This is a genomic window from Roseovarius sp. Pro17 (assembly GCF_035599575.1).
In the GTDB taxonomy this organism is placed as follows: Bacteria; Pseudomonadota; Alphaproteobacteria; order Rhodobacterales; family Rhodobacteraceae; genus Roseovarius.
In genome coordinates this window covers 3,091,272-3,108,218 of record NZ_CP141179.1, presented here as the reverse complement: position 1 = coordinate 3,108,218, position 16,947 = coordinate 3,091,272, and the positions used below count along the sequence as shown (strand labels likewise).

The following is a 16,947-nucleotide window of genomic DNA, read 5'->3' as shown; positions in this document are numbered from 1 at the left end:
CTCGTTGGACCTCGGGGCTAGTCGACTTGGCAAGCGTGGCGCGTTGAGGTTGCTGCCGCAGGAGAACTCCGGCGGGGATATGTCCATCATAAGTACGGGGTTCAGGTGCCAAAGGGCACCCGCCGCGCCTTGCTGTTAGCGCGGCGGATACTCTAGGCCTGTCAGCCAAATACCTTGGTCAGAGCCTTGTCGGTGGCTGTGATCAACTCATCTATATCGTCCTTGGTGGCGATCAGCGCGGGCGAATAGCAGAGCGTATTGTTGAAGCCGGGGATCGAGCGGTTCGTCGCGCCGATGATAGCCCCTTGGGCCATGCAATCGCCGGTGACGGCACCGACGGTTTTCTCGTCCATCGGCTCTTTGGTGCTGCGATCCTTGACCAATTCGGCGCCGAGGAACAGGCCCTTGCCGCGCACGTCGCCGATGACTTCGTGCTTGTCCTTGAGCGCATGGAGCTGGTCAAGCATATAGTCGCCCATCTTGACCGTGTTTTCCAGCAGGCCTTCTTCTTCGATGATGTTCATGTTCTCCAACGCTGCCGCCGGGCCGGCTGTGCAGCCGCCGAAAGTGGAAATATCGCGGAAGTAGTTCATCGGATCAGACGCGTCGTCCTTGAACATGTCAAAAACCTTTTCGGACGTCACGCAGCAGGCGATGGCGGCGTAACCGGAGGCGACCCCCTTGGCCATGGTCACAAAGTCAGGCTCGATACCGTATTGCTGATAACCGAACCATGTGCCGCAGCGCCCGACGCCGCAGACGACCTCGTCGATATGTAGCAGCACGTCATATTTGCGGCAGATTTCCTGCACGCGGGGCCAGTAGCCCTCGGGCGGGACGATGACGCCGCCGCCTGCCGTTACCGGCTCAAGGCAGATGGCGCCGACAGTGTCAGGACCTTCGCGCAGAATGACCTCTTCGATGGCGTTCGCGGCAGCAAGGCCATATTCCTCGCCGGTCAGATCCCATTGTGCGCGGTACTCAAGGCAGTGCGGCACTTCGACAAAACCGGGGGTGAAGGGGCCGTATTGCGCGTTGCGCTCGGGCTGACCGCCGGCCGAGAGGCACGCGATGGTGGTGCCGTGGTAATCGCGCTCGCGATAGAGGATCTTGTGCTTTTTGCCGCCATAGCGCTTGTGCGCGATCTGGCGAACCATCTTGAACGCCTTTTCGTTCGCCTCAGAGCCGGAGTTGGTAAAATAGACACGGGTGAGGCCGGGCATTTTCGAGATCAGGCGTTCGGAAAACATCGCGCCGGGGATCGACCCGGCGGAGCCCGAGAAGTAGTTCAGCTTGATCAGCTGGTCGCGCACGGCATTCGCGATCCGCTCGCGGCCATAGCCGACATTGACGGTCCAGACGCCGCCCGAGACACCGTCGATATGCTCTTTGCCGTTTTGGTCCCAAACGCGCATTCCCTTGCCTTCGACGATGATGCGCGGATCGCTCGTCTCGTAGGGTTTATGCTGGCTCAGGTGGTGCCAGACATGGGCGCGATCGGCTGCGACGACCTTTTCGATATCGTTGTCCAGAAATTTGCCGTCCATGATGATCCTCCATCGTGTTCATGCCGGCGCATGAATTGGGCCGGGCGAAGGGCACAGTGATGCTACCATACCACCTTGGGTGGCGCTTTGGCGATAGGTCCAGCGCGGTGAGATGCATAAGGCCAGATTGCGCGTTAAGCGCTCAGGATTTTGCCCAACCGAGGCCGTCTTCGGTCCGTGCCGCAGGATTGTATTCGCCCGCGACGGCGCCGGTGTATCCGCCCGCATCAAGCTGCGCGAAGAAGGCGGGATAGTTGATCGCGCCTCTGCCCGGCTCATGCCGACCCTCAGCAGCGGCCACTTGGACATGCGCGGCGCGGTGGCCGTGACTGGCCCATGTTGCCATGACGTCGCCGGTGATGCGGTGGGCGTGGTAGGCGTCGAATTGCAGGGCCAGATTGGGCGCGGCGACCGCATCGAGGATTTCGGCGGCCTGTTCAAAATCATTGAGGAAATAGCCGGGCATGTCATGCGGATTGATCGGTTCGATCGTGAGGCTTTGCTGCGGCGCGTGGGCGGTGGCCCAGCAGAGGTTTTTAATGAAGGTCTCGCGCGCCTCGGGCCCCTCGGCGGCGCCCGCCATGATGTGAATATGCTGGACGTTCAATGCCTGAGCGTATCGCAGCGCGCGTTTGAAATCATGCTGAAACCGCGCCTCGCCGCCCACAATGGCGGCAAAACCGCGTGCGCCGCCGGTCCAATTGGGCGGCGGCGTGTTGATCAGGATCAGCCGCTGGCCAGTTTGATCAAGGATACGGCGCAACTCGGCGCCGTTGGTATCATAGGGAAAGAGCAGCTCGACCAGATCAAAGCCTGCGGCCATGGCCGCCGAAAACCGCTCCAACAGAGGATACTCGCGAAAGAGCATCGACAGATTCGCAGCAAAGCGTGGCATTCAGGTTGGCGGCAATTCGTCGGACGGGATGAGGCCAAAGAATGCGCCCCCCGACCAAAGGCCGAACCAGCCGTCGTGATGCGCACCGATATCGACGAGGCGGTAGAACGATTTGCGGTCGATCAGCGCCTCAAGGTTCGCGCGGATCAGAATGTAGGGCGACGGCTCGCCCGTCTCATGGTCGCGTTCGACGCGAATCGGGGCGTCTGGGCCCGCGATCACGCTGTCGCCGACATTGGTGTGAAAGGTGAGGGTCTGATCCTCGCCAGTGCCCGACGCCTCGAAATCGACCGCGACAAAGGGGGCGTCGTCCACCGTGATGCCAACCTTTTCAACTGGCGTGACAAGGAAATACTTGTCCCCGTCCTTGCGCAGGATCGTCGAAAACAGCCGCACCAATGCGGGCCGCCCGATAGGCGTGCCGAGGTAGAACCACGTGCCGTCCCGAGCGATGCGCATGTCCAGATCGCCAGAAAACTCGGGATTCCACAGGTGGACTGGCGGCAGGCCGCGCCCCTTGGCTGCGGCCTTGGCCGAGGCGGCGATACCCTCTGCGGACGGGGTGGGTGACGGGGTCGTGATCTTGTTTTCGCTCATTGCTTTTGCCATTTACGCTCTGCGCTATACACTTGATGAAATGATATAGCTCGAAGCGGAGAATTTCCATGACAGATAGCGCTGATCTGGTTGCCGAAATAGACGCGCTGCAATCGCGCCTTGCTGAGGCGCGCGCGCAAGTCGCGCGCCGTTTTATCGGCCAAGAAAGGGTGGTGGACCTTGCGCTGGCCGCATTGCTCTGCGGTGGCCACGGCCTGCTGGTCGGTCTACCGGGACTGGGCAAGACGCGGCTGGTCGAGACGTTGGGGACCGTGATGGGCCTGAACGCGGGTCGCGTGCAATTCACGCCCGACCTCATGCCCGCAGACATCCTGGGCAGTGAGGTGCTGGAGACAGGCGCGGGCGGCGCGCGCGCGTTCAAATTCATTCCCGGTCCGATCTTTTGCCAGCTTTTGATGGCGGATGAGATCAACCGCGCCAGCCCGCGCACCCAATCGGCCCTCTTGCAGGCGATGCAGGAGCGGCAGGTTACCGTCGCTGGCGAAAACCGCGCCCTTGATGCACCCTTTCACGTGCTGGCGACCCAGAACCCGATTGAGCAGGAAGGCACATATCCGCTGCCCGAGGCGCAGCTGGACCGGTTCCTTGTCCAGATCGACGTGCCCTATCCGGATCGCGTGGCTGAGCGGGATATTTTGCTGGCTACGACGGGCGCGACCGAGGATGTGGCTCATACGGTCTTTTCCGCCGATGAGTTGATCGCGGCGCAGACACTGCTGCGGCGAATGCCTGTGGGCGAAGGGATCATGAATATGATTCTGGACCTCGTGCGTGCGTTCCGCCCGGACGAGGCGGGCGCGTCTGCCCGCGTGCAGGACAGCGTAGCATGGGGACCCGGCCCGCGCGCGGCGCAGGCGCTGATGCTGACGGTGCGCGCCCGCGCCCTGCTGCAAGGACGGCTGGCACCCAATGCCGAGGACGTGGTCGACATGGCGCAGCCGGTGTTGATCCACCGCATGGCGCTGAATTTTGCGGCACGTGCGCGGGGCGATAGCCTCGCGGCGTTGATCGCCGACACGGTGGCCGGAATGGGCCACGCCAAGGCGGCTGCGTGAGCCAAGCCGCCCCTTCCGACGATCTACGCGCCCGCTCCGAAGCCGAAGCGGCCCGCCTGCCGGCTCTGTTGGCGCGGGCGGATCGGCTGGCTGGCGCTGTGCTGCTAGGACAGCACGGGCGCAGGCGCGCGGGGTTGGGCGACGATTTCTGGCAGTATCGTCCGGCGCAGGAGGGCGATGCGCGTCGCATGATTGACTGGCGCCGCTCGGCCCGCAGCGATGCGCAGTTCGTGCGCGAGAGGGAATGGCAGATCGCCCAGACCGTGATGCTGTGGGTCGATGGCGCTGCCTCAATGCGGTTTTCCAGCGACAAGAACCTGCCTGAAAAGGCGGATCGTGCACAGCTGCTGGCGCTGGCTGCCGCCATTGTTTTGGATCGGGGCGGCGAGCGTGTTGGCCTGACCGGCCATGCCATGCCGCCGCGCCGGGGCGAGGCGCAGATTGCCCGGCTGGCCGGGGTTCTGACCTCTGCTGAGGATGCAGCGGATTACGGCGTCCCCGATGCACGCGGGCTGCCTGTGCGTGCGCGAGCGCTGTTCATTTCGGATTTTCTGGGTGATTTCGATGCCGTCCGCGCCGCGCTGACCGGTGCGGCGGATCGCGGTGTGCGCGGTCTCCTGTTGCAAGTTCTGGACCCTGCCGAAGAGGCGTTTCCATATCGTGGCCGTGCCATATTCGAGTCGATCGGCGGCACGCTGGCGCATGAGACCCTAAAGGCCGACGATTTGCGCGGCCGGTATCTGGAACGTTTGGCCGCGCGTAAGGACGCGCTGCGTACGCTCTGCCGCGCGACGGGGTGGGAATATGCGTGCCATCACACCGATGCCAGCCCGCAGGTGGCGCTGCTTTGGCTTTACCGTTCGCTGGGCGAGGGGGCGCGATGACCTTTGGCGCCATCGGATTTACCGCGCCATGGCTGCTTATCGCGCTGGCGCTGTTGCCGGTACTGTGGATTTTGCTGCGCGCGGTGCCGCCCGCGCCGGTCAGGCGGCGGTTTCCGGGGGTCGCGTTACTGCTGGGCTTGCGCGATGAGGACAGCACGGCGGATCGCACCCCCTGGTGGCTGCTACTTCTGCGGATGCTGGCGCTGGCTATAGTCATCATTGCCATGGCCGGACCGGTTCTGAACCCGCGCGGCGCGGAGGAGGGAGCCGGAAATCGCAACCTTCTGATCGCGCTCGACGCCAGTTGGGCCAGCGCGCGCGACGATAAGGCCGAGCACGCGCTGCTCGACGGGGTTCTGGCCGAGGCGGGCCGCGATGGCCGTCCCGTCGCGCTGATGCGGCTCAGCGATCCCGAACCACCCGTTTTCCAGTCAGCCGAAGCTTGGCGTAGTCGTCTGGCAGGTATTGCGCCCGCTGCGTGGACGCCGTCGCCTGAGATGATGGCCGACGCCGAGGAAATGCTGAGCGAGGGCGATTTTGACACGCTCTGGCTGTCAGATGGCCTTGCACGCGACGGGCGCGAGTCGCTGCTGAGCGCGCTTGAGGCGCATGGCGATGTGACGATCCGGCAAGGCGGCGCACCCCTTCTGGCGTTGACCCCGCCGCGTGCGGTCGACGGCAATCTGGAACTGACGGCGCAGCGCCTCGCCCCCGGCGCGGCGCGGCAGGTCAATGTGTTGGCACATGGGCGCGACCCGTCTGGCACGCCGCGCGTTCTGGCCACGCTACCGCTGAGTTTCGAGGATGGGGCCATCAAGGCTACTGGCGCGCTGACCCTGCCCGCCGAGTTGCGCGCGCGCGTGACGCGGTTCGAGATCGCGGGTCAGGGCCACGCGGGCGCAATCACCTTGACCGACGATAGCCTCAAGCGGCGCGAAGTCGCGCTGATCGCGGGCCGCGAGGATCGCGAGGGGCTGGAGCTGCTGTCGCCGCTGCACTACCTTGACCGCGCGCTGCGCCCGAACGCCGATCTGCTGACCGGCGCGTTGATGGACGTGCTGCCTGCCAATCCCGGCGTGATCGTGCTGGCCGATGTCGCAACCCTGTCCGCCAGTGAGGGGGCGGGGCTACTGGAGTGGGCCGAGGCGGGCGGCACGTTATTGCGCTTTGCCGGGCCGCGCCTTGCCGCCAGCGATGTGTCACGCGGCCAAGAGGATGCGCTGATGCCCGTGCGCCTGCGCGCCGGGGGCCGCAGCGTCGGCGGCGCGATGAGCTGGGGCGAGCCGAAATCGTTGGCGCCCTTTGACGAGGATAGCCCATTTGCCGGTCTGTCGATTCCGGGCGATGTGACGGTCAGCGCGCAGGTCATGGCCCAGCCCGACCCGGCGCTGGCGGACCGCGTGATCGCGCAGCTCAGCGACGGCACGCCACTGGTCACCCGCAAGCGGGTCGGGCAGGGGCAGGTCGTGCTATTTCATGTCACGGCAAATGCGGAATGGAGCAGTCTGCCCCTCTCGGGTCTTTTCGTGCAGATGCTCGAGCGGTTGGCAATCTCGTCGAGCGTTGCCGCGCCCGCGCCTGCCGAACTGGCCGGAACCACGTGGCAACCGGCCCAGGTGCTGGACGGTTTCGGCGCACTGCGCAATGCCGACACGCTGCCCGGAGTGCCGGGCGAGCGGCTGATTGATGCACCCCTAGGCCCCGATTTGCAGCCCGGAATTTATGACGGTGAGGATCGCCGGATTGCGCGCAACGTGATGATCTCTGGCGATGTTCTGGAACCCGTCACATGGCCCGCTCGCGCCCGCATCGAAGGGCTGGCACGACTGGCCGAGACGCCGCTTTTCGGCTGGTTGCTGGCGGCGGCGTTGCTGCTTCTGAGCGTCGATATCCTCGCCTCGCTCGCCCTCACGGGCCGGCTGTTGCCAGCGCGCGCGGTGGCCATTCTTGCTGCCCTCATGCTGCTGCCCGATCCTTCGGTTGCGCAGGACCGCCCACCCGAGGCCCTGGCCAGTGAGGTGACGCTGGCGCATGTGATTACCGGCGACGCAGCACTTGACGACATGGCCGCCGCCGGGCTTGAGGGGCTGGGCCAGACGCTGTTCTTTCGCACCACGGTCGAACCCGCCCAGCCCGAGGCAGTCGATCTGGAAACCGACGAACTGGCATTTTTTCCGCTGCTTTACTGGCCGATTACGGACGCACAACCGATCCCATCGGATGCAGCCTATGCCAAGTTGAACGCCTATCTGCGCAGCGGCGGCATGATCCTGTTCGACACGCGCGACGCTGATATCGCGGGTTTTGGCGCGTCCTCGCCTAATGGTGCGATGCTGCAACGCCTTGCCGCACCGCTGGACATCCCCCCACTGGAGCCTGTGCCAAGCGATCATGTGCTGACGCGGGGGTTCTACCTTCTTCAGGATTTTCCCGGTCGCTACTCTGGCCGCCCCGTCTGGGTCGAGGCCGCGCCCGAGGATGCCGAGGCCGCGCCGGGGATGCCCTTTCGCAATCTGAATGATGGCGTGACGCCTGTGGTGATCGGCGGCAATGACTGGGCTGCCGCCTGGGCGGTGGACGCGCGCGGCAATGCGCAATTTCCCGTCGGGCGCGGCTATGCGGGCGAGCGGCAGCGCGAGATGGCGTATCGTTTTGGTGTCAATCTGGTGATGCATGTGCTGACGGGAAATTACAAATCCGATCAGGTCCATGTGCCAGCGCTGCTCGACAGGTTGGGCCAATGACCGGTAGCATCGTCTTTGATCCGGCCCTGCCGATCTGGTTGATCGCCAGCCTTGGCGGCATGGCGCTGGCCGCGCTGTCGTTAGCTGCGTGGCGGGGCCTGTCCGGCTGGGCGTTGCGGGGCCTTGGCGCGCTGGTGATTGTGGCGGCGCTGATGGGGCCGACGCTCAGCCGCGAGGATCGCGAGGATCTGAGCGATATCGCAATCATCATCGAAGATACCAGCGCCAGCCAGCGTTTGGGCGACCGGGCCGGGATGACGGCGCGCGCCGCAAATACGCTGGAGGCGCGGCTGGCCGCGCGCGGCACCGAGGTGCGGCGCGTTCAGGTCGGTGACGGACCCGACAATAGCGGCACGCTGCTTATGAGTGCCCTCGGCGAGGCACTGGCGACCGAACCGCAGGGCCGCATCGCAGGCCTCTTCCTGCTGAGCGACGGGCGTCTGCACGATATGAACCGCGCCCCCGGCCTGCCCGCGCCGCTGCACCTGCTGCACACTGGGCGTGCGCAGGATTGGGACCGCCGTCTGATTGTCGAGGGCGCGCCTGCCTTCGCCATCCTCGACGAAGAGATCACGCTGACCCTGCGCATCGAAGATAGCGGCGCGGCGCCGGAGGGTGTGACCGAGGTGCCTCTCGATATCTCGATCGATGGCGAGGCGCCGCAGCGCTTTAACGTGCCTGTGAACCGCTCCATCGAGCTGCCTTTGGCGCTATCGCATGGTGGGCGCAACGTGCTGGAATTCATCACGCTCGAGGGCGACGGTGAGCTGACCGCGCGCAACAATACCGCGCTGGTGCAGATCAACGGCGTGCGCGACCGCCTGCGCGTTCTGCTGGTCTCGGGCGAGCCTCATGCAGGTGGGCGCACGTGGCGGAACCTGTTGAAATCCGACAGTTCCGTTGACCTCGTCCATTTCACTATCCTGCGCCCACCCGAGAAACAGGATGGCGTCCCGGTGGACGAGCTAAGCCTGATCGCCTTTCCTACGCGTGAGCTGTTTCTGGAAAAGATCGATGATTTCGATCTGATCATCTTTGACCGGTACAAGCGGCGCGGCATTCTGCCCGCGCTCTATCTGGAAAACGTCGCCGATTACGTGAAAAAGGGCGGCGCGGTATTGTTTGCTGCGGGGCCGGATTTTGCAGGGGCGAACAGCCTTTATCGTTCACCCCTTGAGGCGATCGTCCCGGCGCGCCCCACCGCGCGGGTGATGAGCGGCCCGTATCGACCTGCGATCACTGATTTGGGCGCGCGCCACCCCGTCACGGCGGGCTTGGGGCAGATGCATGAAGGGCCATGGGGCCGCTGGCTGCGCCAGATCGACGTCGAAGAGCCGATGGGCGAGGTGCTGATGTCGGGCGCCGAGGATCGCCCACTGCTGGTATTGGATCGCGTCGGCGAGGGGCGCGTGTCGCTGCTGGCCTCTGATCACGCGTGGCTGTGGAATCGTGGCTATGAGGGCGGCGGGCCTCAGCTAGAGCTGCTGCGCCGTCTCGCCCACTGGATGATGAAGGAACCCGAGCTCGAGGAAGAGGCGCTGTGGGCCGAGGCGACCGGGCAGAAGATGCGCATCATCCGCCGCACGCTGGGCGAGGAGGTGGAGGATGTGACCGTCACTGCGCCCGATGGCTCTGACGCGACGTTGTCGCTGAAGGAGGTGTCGCCGGGCCGTTTCGAGGCGCTGTATGACGGCCCGCAGATCGGCCTTTATCGCCTGACCAGCGGCGACCAGAACGCGGTGATCGGCCTTGGACCCGCCGCGCCGCTGGAATTCGAACGCACGATCGCCAGCGGCGATGCGCTGGCACCGCTGATTGATGCCGCGAATGGCGGTATCCGCGCCATTGAGGACGGTGTGCCTGCTATCCGCGAAGTGCGCGTCGGCCGCCCCGCCGCCGGGCGCGGCTGGTTGGGGATCACCCCGCGCGGGGCATATGCCACGCTGTCGGTGACCCAGACGCCGCTTTTGCCCGCGTGGCTGGTGCTGGCGCTGATCGCCGCGCTTGTGACCGGCGCATGGTTGCGTGAGGGGCGCCGCTAAGGGCACCGGGTTTTCCCGCGGGCCGCCTACTTCTGAAGTTTCGCCGACGAAGCAATGGTTGACGACAATGGATGTTTTCAGAGGGAAGATCACATGCAGAATGTTGACGTGGACAAGTGGTTCTCAGACCTGTCGGATGAACAAGGCATCATAGCGAAAGATCTGAGGGCTCTTGTCCTGTCCCGCGATCCGAAACTGCGAGAGGATCTTAAGTGGGGTCAGCCATGTTACTCAAAGATATCGATGATTTTTTACATACAAAAAGCAAAGAAACATATGACTCTGGGATTCGCAAATGGTGCGAAGCTCGATGATCCAAACGGGTTGCTGGTGGGCGAAGGTCGTCTCATGCGCCACGTAAAAATTCCCGTAGCGGGCACAATTGATCGCGTCGCATTGAGCCAGTTTGTAGATAACGCTCTGGCACTCGACACATGAAGGCGGGTGTTGCGTCCGCAATCCGATTCACCGTGCCTTGTGCGGCTGTTGGCAGTCGTCAGAGCCTAATTTTGACCGCTGTGCCGGGTGCCGAGCGGTCACCTTTTGAGCAATGCGCCCGGATGAATATCTGCTGCGTACCGTCGGGCAGCACGACCTGCCGCAGGCTGCGGGTAAACGGCTGCTCGTCGACATGCGGATGGTGCAGAACGCGCGTGGCCAACACCGTGCCGTCCTCGGACATGATATCCCAACCGTTGGCATAGTGGTCCCAGCCGGTATCGGGATGCAGGATTGTCACTGAAAATTTCCAACCCATGTCGTCGCGGGCCACCCGCACATCCGTAATGACCGGCGGCTGAGCAACGGCGGTAGCAGGAATGAGGGCGGCGAGAGCGAGGCAGAGAATCAATTTCATGCGGCCTTATACACTTGCTGTCGGGCGCGCGCACGTCTGCGCGGTGCGGCGGCGGGCCAGCCTTGCCTTGGGCCGACCTGCGCAATACCTTGGGTGTAAGGAGACTGGCCCATGGACATGCCCATACCTGACGCGGCCATCGTCGCCGGCAAGGCGCGGATTGTCGCGCGACTGACCGCCGCCCTGTCGCCCGGCACCGTCATTTCCGACCCTGCCGAGACGCGCGCCTATGAATGCGACGCGCTCGCCGCCTATCGCTGTGCGCCGCTGGCCGTCGTGCTGCCACGTTCGACCGCCGAGGTCGCGGCTGCACTGAAGATCTGTCACGAGATGGGCGTTCCGGTGGTGCCGCGCGGCGCTGGAACATCGCTGGCGGGGGGGTCTTTGCCCACCGCCGATTGCGTGGTTTTGGGCGTTGCGCGGATGAACGCGGTGCTTGAGACCGACTATGATGCCCGCCTCATCCGCGTCGAGGCGGGACGCACGAACCTGAGCGTGACCGATGCCGTCGAAGAGCGCGGATTTTTCTACGCGCCCGATCCCAGCAGTCAGCTGGCCTGCGCCATCGCGGGCAATATCGCGATGAATTCGGGCGGGGCGCATTGCCTGAAATACGGCGTGACGACCAATAATCTGATGGGCGTGACCATGGTGATGATGGACGGCACCGTGACCGAGATTGGTGGCCCATATCTGGAGTCAGGTGGTCTGGACCTTCTGGCGTTGATCTGCGGCTCGGAAGGCCAGTTGGGCGTCGTGACCGAGGCGACGTTGCGCATTCTGCCCAAGCCCGAAGGCGCGCGCCCCGTGCTGATCGGCTATGATAGCAACGAGGTGGCGGGTGCCTGCGTGTCGGACATCATCAAGGCGGGCGTGCTGCCCGTCGCGATCGAGTTCATGGACCGCCCCTGCATCCGCGCGACCGAGGCATTCGCCCATGCCGGGTATCCCGATTGCGAGGCGTTACTGATCGTCGAGGTTGAGGGTAGCCCGGCTGAGATCGACGAACAGCTTGCAATCATCCTCGACATCGCGCGGCGCCACAACCCCGTCGAACTGCGCGAAAGCGCCTCGGCCGAGGAAAGCGCGCGCATCTGGCTAGGGCGCAAGTCGGCCTTTGGCGCAATGGGGCAGTTGGGCGACTACATGTGCCTCGATGGCACGATCCCGGTCAGCCAACTGCCTTTTGTTCTGCGCCGAATAGGTGAGTTGAGCGACGAGTATGGGCTGAAGGTCGGCAATGTTTTTCACGCGGGCGATGGGAATATGCATCCGCTGATCCTCTATGATGCCAACACGCCGGGCCAGCAAGAGACCTGCGAGGCGCTGGGCGCCGAGATCCTCAAGCTATGCGTCGAAGTTGGCGGCTGCCTGACCGGTGAGCATGGGGTGGGCATCGAAAAACGCGATTTGATGGCTTATCAGTATGCGCCCGAGGATCTGGATATTCAGATGGCCGTCAAGGATGTGTTCGATCCCGGCTGGCTACTGAACCCGGCCAAGGTGTTTCCGCTGGGCAGTAGTGCCGCCCGGCGAATGGCGGCGGAGTAGGTTCGCGCGCTGCGCGTGTATCTCTGGACATTTGAGGCAAGAAAAACGTGTTGCGTCCCGAAACAGAAGCCGACCTTGCGCGCGTCATTGCAGACGCAGCCGGCCCCTTGCGGATCGTCGGGGGCGGCACGCGCGCCATTGGCGTGGCGGGCGGAGACGTGCTGTCGACGGCGGGGCTGCGCGGTATCACTCTTTACGAACCGGGCGCACTGACACTGGTGGTACGTGCTGGCACGCCATTGGCCGAGGTTGACGCGGCGCTGGCGCGCGAGGGGCAGCGGCTGGCGTTTGAGCCCATGGATCATCGCGGCCTGCTGGGCACGTCGGGCGAGCCGACCATTGGCGGTGTCGTGGCGGTCAATGCGTCGGGGCCGCGTCGGGTCGCCGTGGGGGCCTGCCGGGATTTCCTGCTGGGCGTGCGGTTCGTCGATGGCATGGGCCACGTTCTGAAAAATGGCGGGCGCGTGATGAAGAATGTCACCGGCTACGATCTAACGCGTCTTATGGCGGGCAGTCACGGCACGCTGGGCGTGCTGAGCGAGGTCGCGCTAAAGGTGCTGCCGGTGCCGCGCGCTTCGGTGACCTTGGCGCTGGACGGATTGGACGACATGCGCGCCGTCGGGGCGTTATCGCGCGCGCTGGGGTCGCCATATGAGGTGTCGGGCGCGGCGCATGTGGCAACCGGCGCGCCGCGCACTTTGATCCGGCTGGAGGGGTTCGCCGCCTCGGTCGCGTATCGCGCTGACAAGCTGCTCGGAGTGTTAAGCGAGTTTGGCGACTGGCAGATGCTGGATGATAGCGAGGCCGCGTGGTGCCCGGTGCGCGATGTCACAGCGTTGGAAGGCAGCGGCGATGTCTGGCGCGTCTCTTGCCGACCGTCGGAGGGCCCGAAACTGGCCGCGCGTGCGCCGGGGGCCGCTGCCATCTACGACTGGGGCGGTGGCTTGATCTGGTTGCGGGTGCCCGAGGGAACTGATTTGCGCGCCGCATTGGGCGATTTCGACGGTCACGCGACGTTGATCCGCGCAGACCCCGCCACCAAGACGCGACTGGGCGTTTTTCATCCCGCATCGGCACCAGTCGCTGCGCTGGAGGCGGGCTTGCGCCAGCGGTTCGATCCAAAAGGCATACTCAACGCTGGAATGATGGACCGCGCTCGCGAAGGAGCCCTCTGATGCAGACGAACTTCACGCCCGAGCAACTAACCGATCCCGATTTCGAACGCTCGAATCAGATCCTGCGCGCCTGCGTGCATTGCGGGTTTTGCACCGCGACATGCCCGACCTACCAGATACTGGGCGATGAATTAGACAGCCCACGGGGCCGCATCTACCTGATCAAGGACATGTTGGAGAATGAGCGCGTGCCGGACGCCAAGACGGTCAAGCATATCGATCGCTGCCTGTCCTGCCTTGCCTGCATGACGACCTGCCCGTCGGGCGTGCATTACATGCATCTGGTCGATCACGCCCGCGCCTATATCGAAGAGAACTACAAGCGCCCCATGGGCGAGCGCGCGTTGCGCTGGATGCTGGCGCGGATCCTGCCCTATCCAATTCGCTTTCGGCTGGCCCTTTTGGGTGCCAAGGCGGCGCGACCGCTTGCGCGACTCATGCCGGATGCGCGGCTGCGCGCGATGCTTGAGATGGCGCCCAAGCGCATCCCGCCGATCAGCCGCAACGACGATCCCCAGACACATGCCGCCCATGGCGCGCGGCGCAAGCGGGTGGCGCTGATGACCGGCTGTGCGCAAAAGGCGCTGAACACGGATATTAACGATGCCACCATCCGCCTGCTGACGCGGCTGGGTTGCGACGTCGTGGTGGCGCGCGGCGCGGGCTGTTGCGGCGCGCTGGTGCATCACATGGGCAAAACGGACGAGAGCCACGCAGCGGCGGCGAAAAATATCCGGGCCTGGTGCAGTGAGATGGACGGGCAGGGCCTGGATGCGATCGTGATCAACACGTCCGGCTGCGGCACGACGATCAAGGATTACGGCCACATGTTTCGCAACGACGCGCTGGCGGATGACGCTGCGCGCGTGTCGGGAATTGCCATGGATATTTCGGAACTACTGATGCAACTGGACCTGCCAAAATGCGCGCCCAAGGGATTGACCGTGGCCTATCACGCGGCCTGTTCATTGCAACACGGCCAGCAAATCAAGACCTATCCCAAGGATCTGCTGAGGCACGCCGGCTTTGATGTGGTGGAGCCTGCGGACAGCCACCTCTGCTGCGGCTCGGCGGGGACGTATAATCTGATGCAGCCCGAAATCTCGAAACAGTTAAAGGCGCACAAGGTCCGGGCGCTGGAGGCCCGCGCGCCCGATATCATCGCGGCGGGCAATATCGGCTGCATGATGCAGATTGGCAGCGGCACGGATATTCCCATCGTTCACACCGTTGAACTGTTGGACTGGGCGACAGGCGGCCCCTCGCCACCTGCTCTGGATAGGCGGGCAGATGCCTAAATTTCGCCCCAAACCGTTGCTATTCGGGCGTGAAGACATCAAATCTCCCGGAGATATTATGCTGCGCATCCTGCTCGTTGCCCTGACGCTGGGCCTGACTTTGGGCGGGGTGCCAATGCTGGCCCAAGCAGACGAGAGCGCGCTGAAACGGCTCGATACCGGCGATGACGGACGCGGATGGGAGGGGGTCGGGCGACTCGAACTGGCCGGGCGTGGGTTTTGCACCGGGGCGCTGATCGCGCCCGATCTGGTGCTGACGGCTGCGCATTGCCTTTTTGACAGTGTGACCGGCGCGCGGTTGAACCACGAAAAGATCGAGTTTCTGGCAGGTTGGCGCAACGGGCGCGCCTTGGCCTATCGCTGGGTGCGGCGCGCGGTGGTCCATCCCAGCTATGTCCATAACGGCGAGGTCGTCGCCGAGCGGGTGCGCAATGACGTGGCCCTGCTAGAGTTGCGCCATCCCATTCGCAACGCGCGCGTTGAGCCATTTGGCACCGACAAACGCCCAAAGACAGGCCAACAGGTCGGTGTGGTCAGCTATGCGCGCGGGCGCTCGGAGGCGCCGTCCTTGCAGGAGGTCTGCGACGTGATGGCCCGTCAGGAGGGCGTGCTGGTCATGTCTTGCGATGTCGATTACGGCAGCTCGGGCGCGCCGATCTTCACCTTTGACGGGGGCGCGCCGCGCGTCGTATCGGTGGTGTCGGCCATGGCCGAAGTGGACGGGCAAAAGGTATCATTAGGCACGCAATTGCTGCTACCGCTGGAAGTGCTCAAGGCTGAGTTGGCGGCAGGCAAGGGCGGGAACGCTGGCACCGGACCCAATATGGCCGAGGTCGGTCAAGTGCGCGACACCGGCGCCAAGTTTGCCAAGCCATGAGAATGCGCGCCGTCATATGCGCCGCGCTGCTCTGTGCTGTGGCTGCCCCGGTGATTGCCAGCGGGCTGATCCGACTGACGGACCGCGAGGATCTGTTTGGCTGGGAGGCCGTCGGGCGGTTGGAACTGAGCGATCATGGCTATTGCACCGGCACGCTGATTGCGCCCGATCTGGTGCTGACAGCGGCACATTGCGTCTATGACAAGACGGGCGCACCGATTGCGCCGCAGGACATGACATTTCGCGCCGGGCTGCGTGACGGGGTATTCATCTCGCAAAGTGGGGTGGCGCAGGTTGCGGCGCATCCCGGATACGCGCCCGGCCCTGATCTGAACAGCGATATGGTACGCCACGACGCGGCGCTGCTTAAATTGTCGGACGCCATTCCCGCCGCCATTGCCAGCCCTTTTGTGCTGACCGCGGGCGGGCGCACAGGACAGCGCGTAAGCGTCGTGTCATACGGGCAGGGGCGTGATGCGGCACTGTCGTGGCAGCGCGATTGCGGCGTGACGGCGGCAGGGCGCGGGCTGATGCGGTTCGACTGCGACGTGACGTTCGGCTCGTCCGGCTCGCCGGTCTTTTCGCGTGTTCATGGCCAGCGGGCGCGGATCGTTTCGCTGATCTCAAGCGGTGGGCGCGATGTGGCCTATGGCATGGAGTTGCCGCGCCTCGTCGACGAGATGAAGCGCGCGCTGCGTGCCGGACCCGCGGTGGCCACTGCCAGCCCACGGCGGGTGCAGGTGGGGCAGGGCGGCGGAGCGATGGGCGCGAAATTCGCAAAGCCGTGAGGCGCTCGCCGAGGTCTTGAATTCGCCCGTATCGTTACCCAAATATCTGATGCCGGATGCCACTGAGGGTCCGGCGAATGACCCGCCTGTCCCATGTGGGAAGGCATTCCATAATGGTATCGCTCAATGGAGGATGACCCATGCGAAACTTTGATCTGGCCCCGCTGTATCGGGCCACTGTTGGCTTTGACCAAATCGCGGATATGATGGACCGTGTCCTGTCCAGCGACGTCGCACAGCCGACCTATCCCCCCTATAATATTGAGAAAAATGACGATGATGCGTGGCGCATTTCGATCGCCGTGGCAGGCTTTGCCGAGGATGATCTGTCGGTCGAACTGCGCGAGGGCGCGCTGATCGTTTCGGCGAAAAAGGCCGATGACGGCGAAGAGCGCACCTATCTGCATCGCGGCATCGCCACCCGCGCGTTCGAGCGGCGTTTCCAACTGGCCGATCATGTGCGCGCGATGGGTGCAACCCATGCGGACGGTATGCTGCATATCGATCTGGTGCGCGAAGTGCCCGAGGCGCTGAAGCCTCGCCGTATTGCGATCGCAGGCGGCAAAAGCAGCGACAAGGATGTCGTCGACGCGAAATCCGTCAACTAAGACGAAAGC

Annotated in this window: 15 protein-coding genes; 11 read left to right on the top strand and 4 right to left on the bottom strand. The window is 64.2% G+C overall.

What is annotated here, in order from left to right:
* Window positions 1-161: 161 nt before the first annotated feature.
* The 3 genes from U3654_RS15065 to U3654_RS15055 form a co-directional block, all read right to left on the bottom strand.
* Window positions 162-1,547: an aspartate aminotransferase family protein gene (locus U3654_RS15065; RefSeq protein WP_324752367.1), complete on the bottom strand. Its 1,386-nt coding sequence runs from the start codon at window positions 1,545-1,547 to the stop codon at window positions 162-164.
* Between the two features lie 142 nt (window positions 1,548-1,689).
* Complete coding sequence (locus U3654_RS15060; RefSeq protein ID WP_324752366.1) at window positions 1,690-2,442, bottom strand: hydroxypyruvate isomerase family protein; 753 nt, start codon at window positions 2,440-2,442, stop codon at window positions 1,690-1,692.
* Window positions 2,443-3,039: a DUF1285 domain-containing protein gene (locus tag U3654_RS15055; protein ID WP_324752365.1), complete on the bottom strand. Its 597-nt coding sequence runs from the start codon at window positions 3,037-3,039 to the stop codon at window positions 2,443-2,445. It abuts the gene before it with no gap.
* A 68-nt stretch (window positions 3,040-3,107) separates the two neighbouring features.
* Here U3654_RS15055 and U3654_RS15050 point away from each other — a divergent pair, with 68 nt between their 5' ends.
* From U3654_RS15050 to U3654_RS15030, 5 genes are all read left to right on the top strand, one after another.
* On the top strand, window positions 3,108-4,115 hold the full coding sequence (locus U3654_RS15050) for a MoxR family ATPase (RefSeq protein WP_324752364.1): 1,008 nt from the start codon (window positions 3,108-3,110) through the stop codon (window positions 4,113-4,115).
* Entirely contained in the window at window positions 4,112-4,999 is an 888-nt protein-coding gene (locus tag U3654_RS15045; protein WP_324752363.1) for a DUF58 domain-containing protein, read from the top strand. The genes U3654_RS15050 and U3654_RS15045 overlap by 4 nt, the downstream gene beginning before the upstream one ends.
* Complete coding sequence (locus tag U3654_RS15040) at window positions 4,996-7,743, top strand: DUF4159 domain-containing protein (RefSeq protein ID WP_324752362.1); 2,748 nt, start codon at window positions 4,996-4,998, stop codon at window positions 7,741-7,743. Before U3654_RS15045 ends, U3654_RS15040 begins: the two co-directional genes overlap by 4 nt.
* Window positions 7,740-9,785, top strand: a complete 2,046-nt coding sequence (locus U3654_RS15035) for a hypothetical protein (protein ID WP_324752361.1) — start codon at window positions 7,740-7,742, stop codon at window positions 9,783-9,785. The genes U3654_RS15040 and U3654_RS15035 overlap by 4 nt, the downstream gene beginning before the upstream one ends.
* 93 nt (window positions 9,786-9,878) lie before the next feature.
* Window positions 9,879-10,223 (top strand): DUF1801 domain-containing protein, encoded by a 345-nt coding sequence (locus tag U3654_RS15030; protein WP_324752360.1) that lies wholly within the window; start codon window positions 9,879-9,881, stop codon window positions 10,221-10,223.
* Window positions 10,224-10,281: 58 nt separating this feature from the next.
* Here U3654_RS15030 and U3654_RS15025 read toward each other — a convergent pair whose 3' ends face one another.
* Window positions 10,282-10,641, bottom strand: coding sequence for a hypothetical protein (locus tag U3654_RS15025; RefSeq protein WP_324752359.1), 360 nt, complete (start codon window positions 10,639-10,641; stop codon window positions 10,282-10,284).
* A 111-nt stretch (window positions 10,642-10,752) separates the two neighbouring features.
* Here U3654_RS15025 and U3654_RS15020 point away from each other — a divergent pair, with 111 nt between their 5' ends.
* The 6 genes from U3654_RS15020 to U3654_RS14995 all read left to right on the top strand — a co-directional run bounded on the left by U3654_RS15020 (window position 10,753) and on the right by U3654_RS14995 (window position 16,938).
* On the top strand, window positions 10,753-12,192 hold the full coding sequence (locus U3654_RS15020) for an FAD-linked oxidase C-terminal domain-containing protein (RefSeq protein WP_324752358.1): 1,440 nt from the start codon (window positions 10,753-10,755) through the stop codon (window positions 12,190-12,192).
* A 50-nt stretch (window positions 12,193-12,242) separates the two neighbouring features.
* The gene (locus U3654_RS15015) at window positions 12,243-13,367 is read left to right on the top strand and encodes an FAD-binding protein (protein WP_324752357.1); all 1,125 of its coding nucleotides are present in this window, start codon (window positions 12,243-12,245) and stop codon (window positions 13,365-13,367) included.
* Entirely contained in the window at window positions 13,367-14,665 is a 1,299-nt protein-coding gene (gene glcF, locus U3654_RS15010) for a glycolate oxidase subunit GlcF (RefSeq protein ID WP_324752356.1), read from the top strand. Before U3654_RS15015 ends, glcF begins: the two co-directional genes overlap by 1 nt.
* A gap of 58 nt (window positions 14,666-14,723) precedes the next feature.
* On the top strand, window positions 14,724-15,542 hold the full coding sequence (locus tag U3654_RS15005; RefSeq protein ID WP_416384522.1) for a trypsin-like serine peptidase: 819 nt from the start codon (window positions 14,724-14,726) through the stop codon (window positions 15,540-15,542).
* Between the two features lie 2 nt (window positions 15,543-15,544).
* Entirely contained in the window at window positions 15,545-16,330 is a 786-nt protein-coding gene (locus U3654_RS15000) for a trypsin-like serine peptidase (protein ID WP_324752355.1), read from the top strand.
* 140 nt (window positions 16,331-16,470) lie between these two features.
* On the top strand, window positions 16,471-16,938 hold the full coding sequence (locus tag U3654_RS14995; RefSeq protein ID WP_324752354.1) for an Hsp20 family protein: 468 nt from the start codon (window positions 16,471-16,473) through the stop codon (window positions 16,936-16,938).
* Window positions 16,939-16,947: the final 9 nt, after the last annotated feature.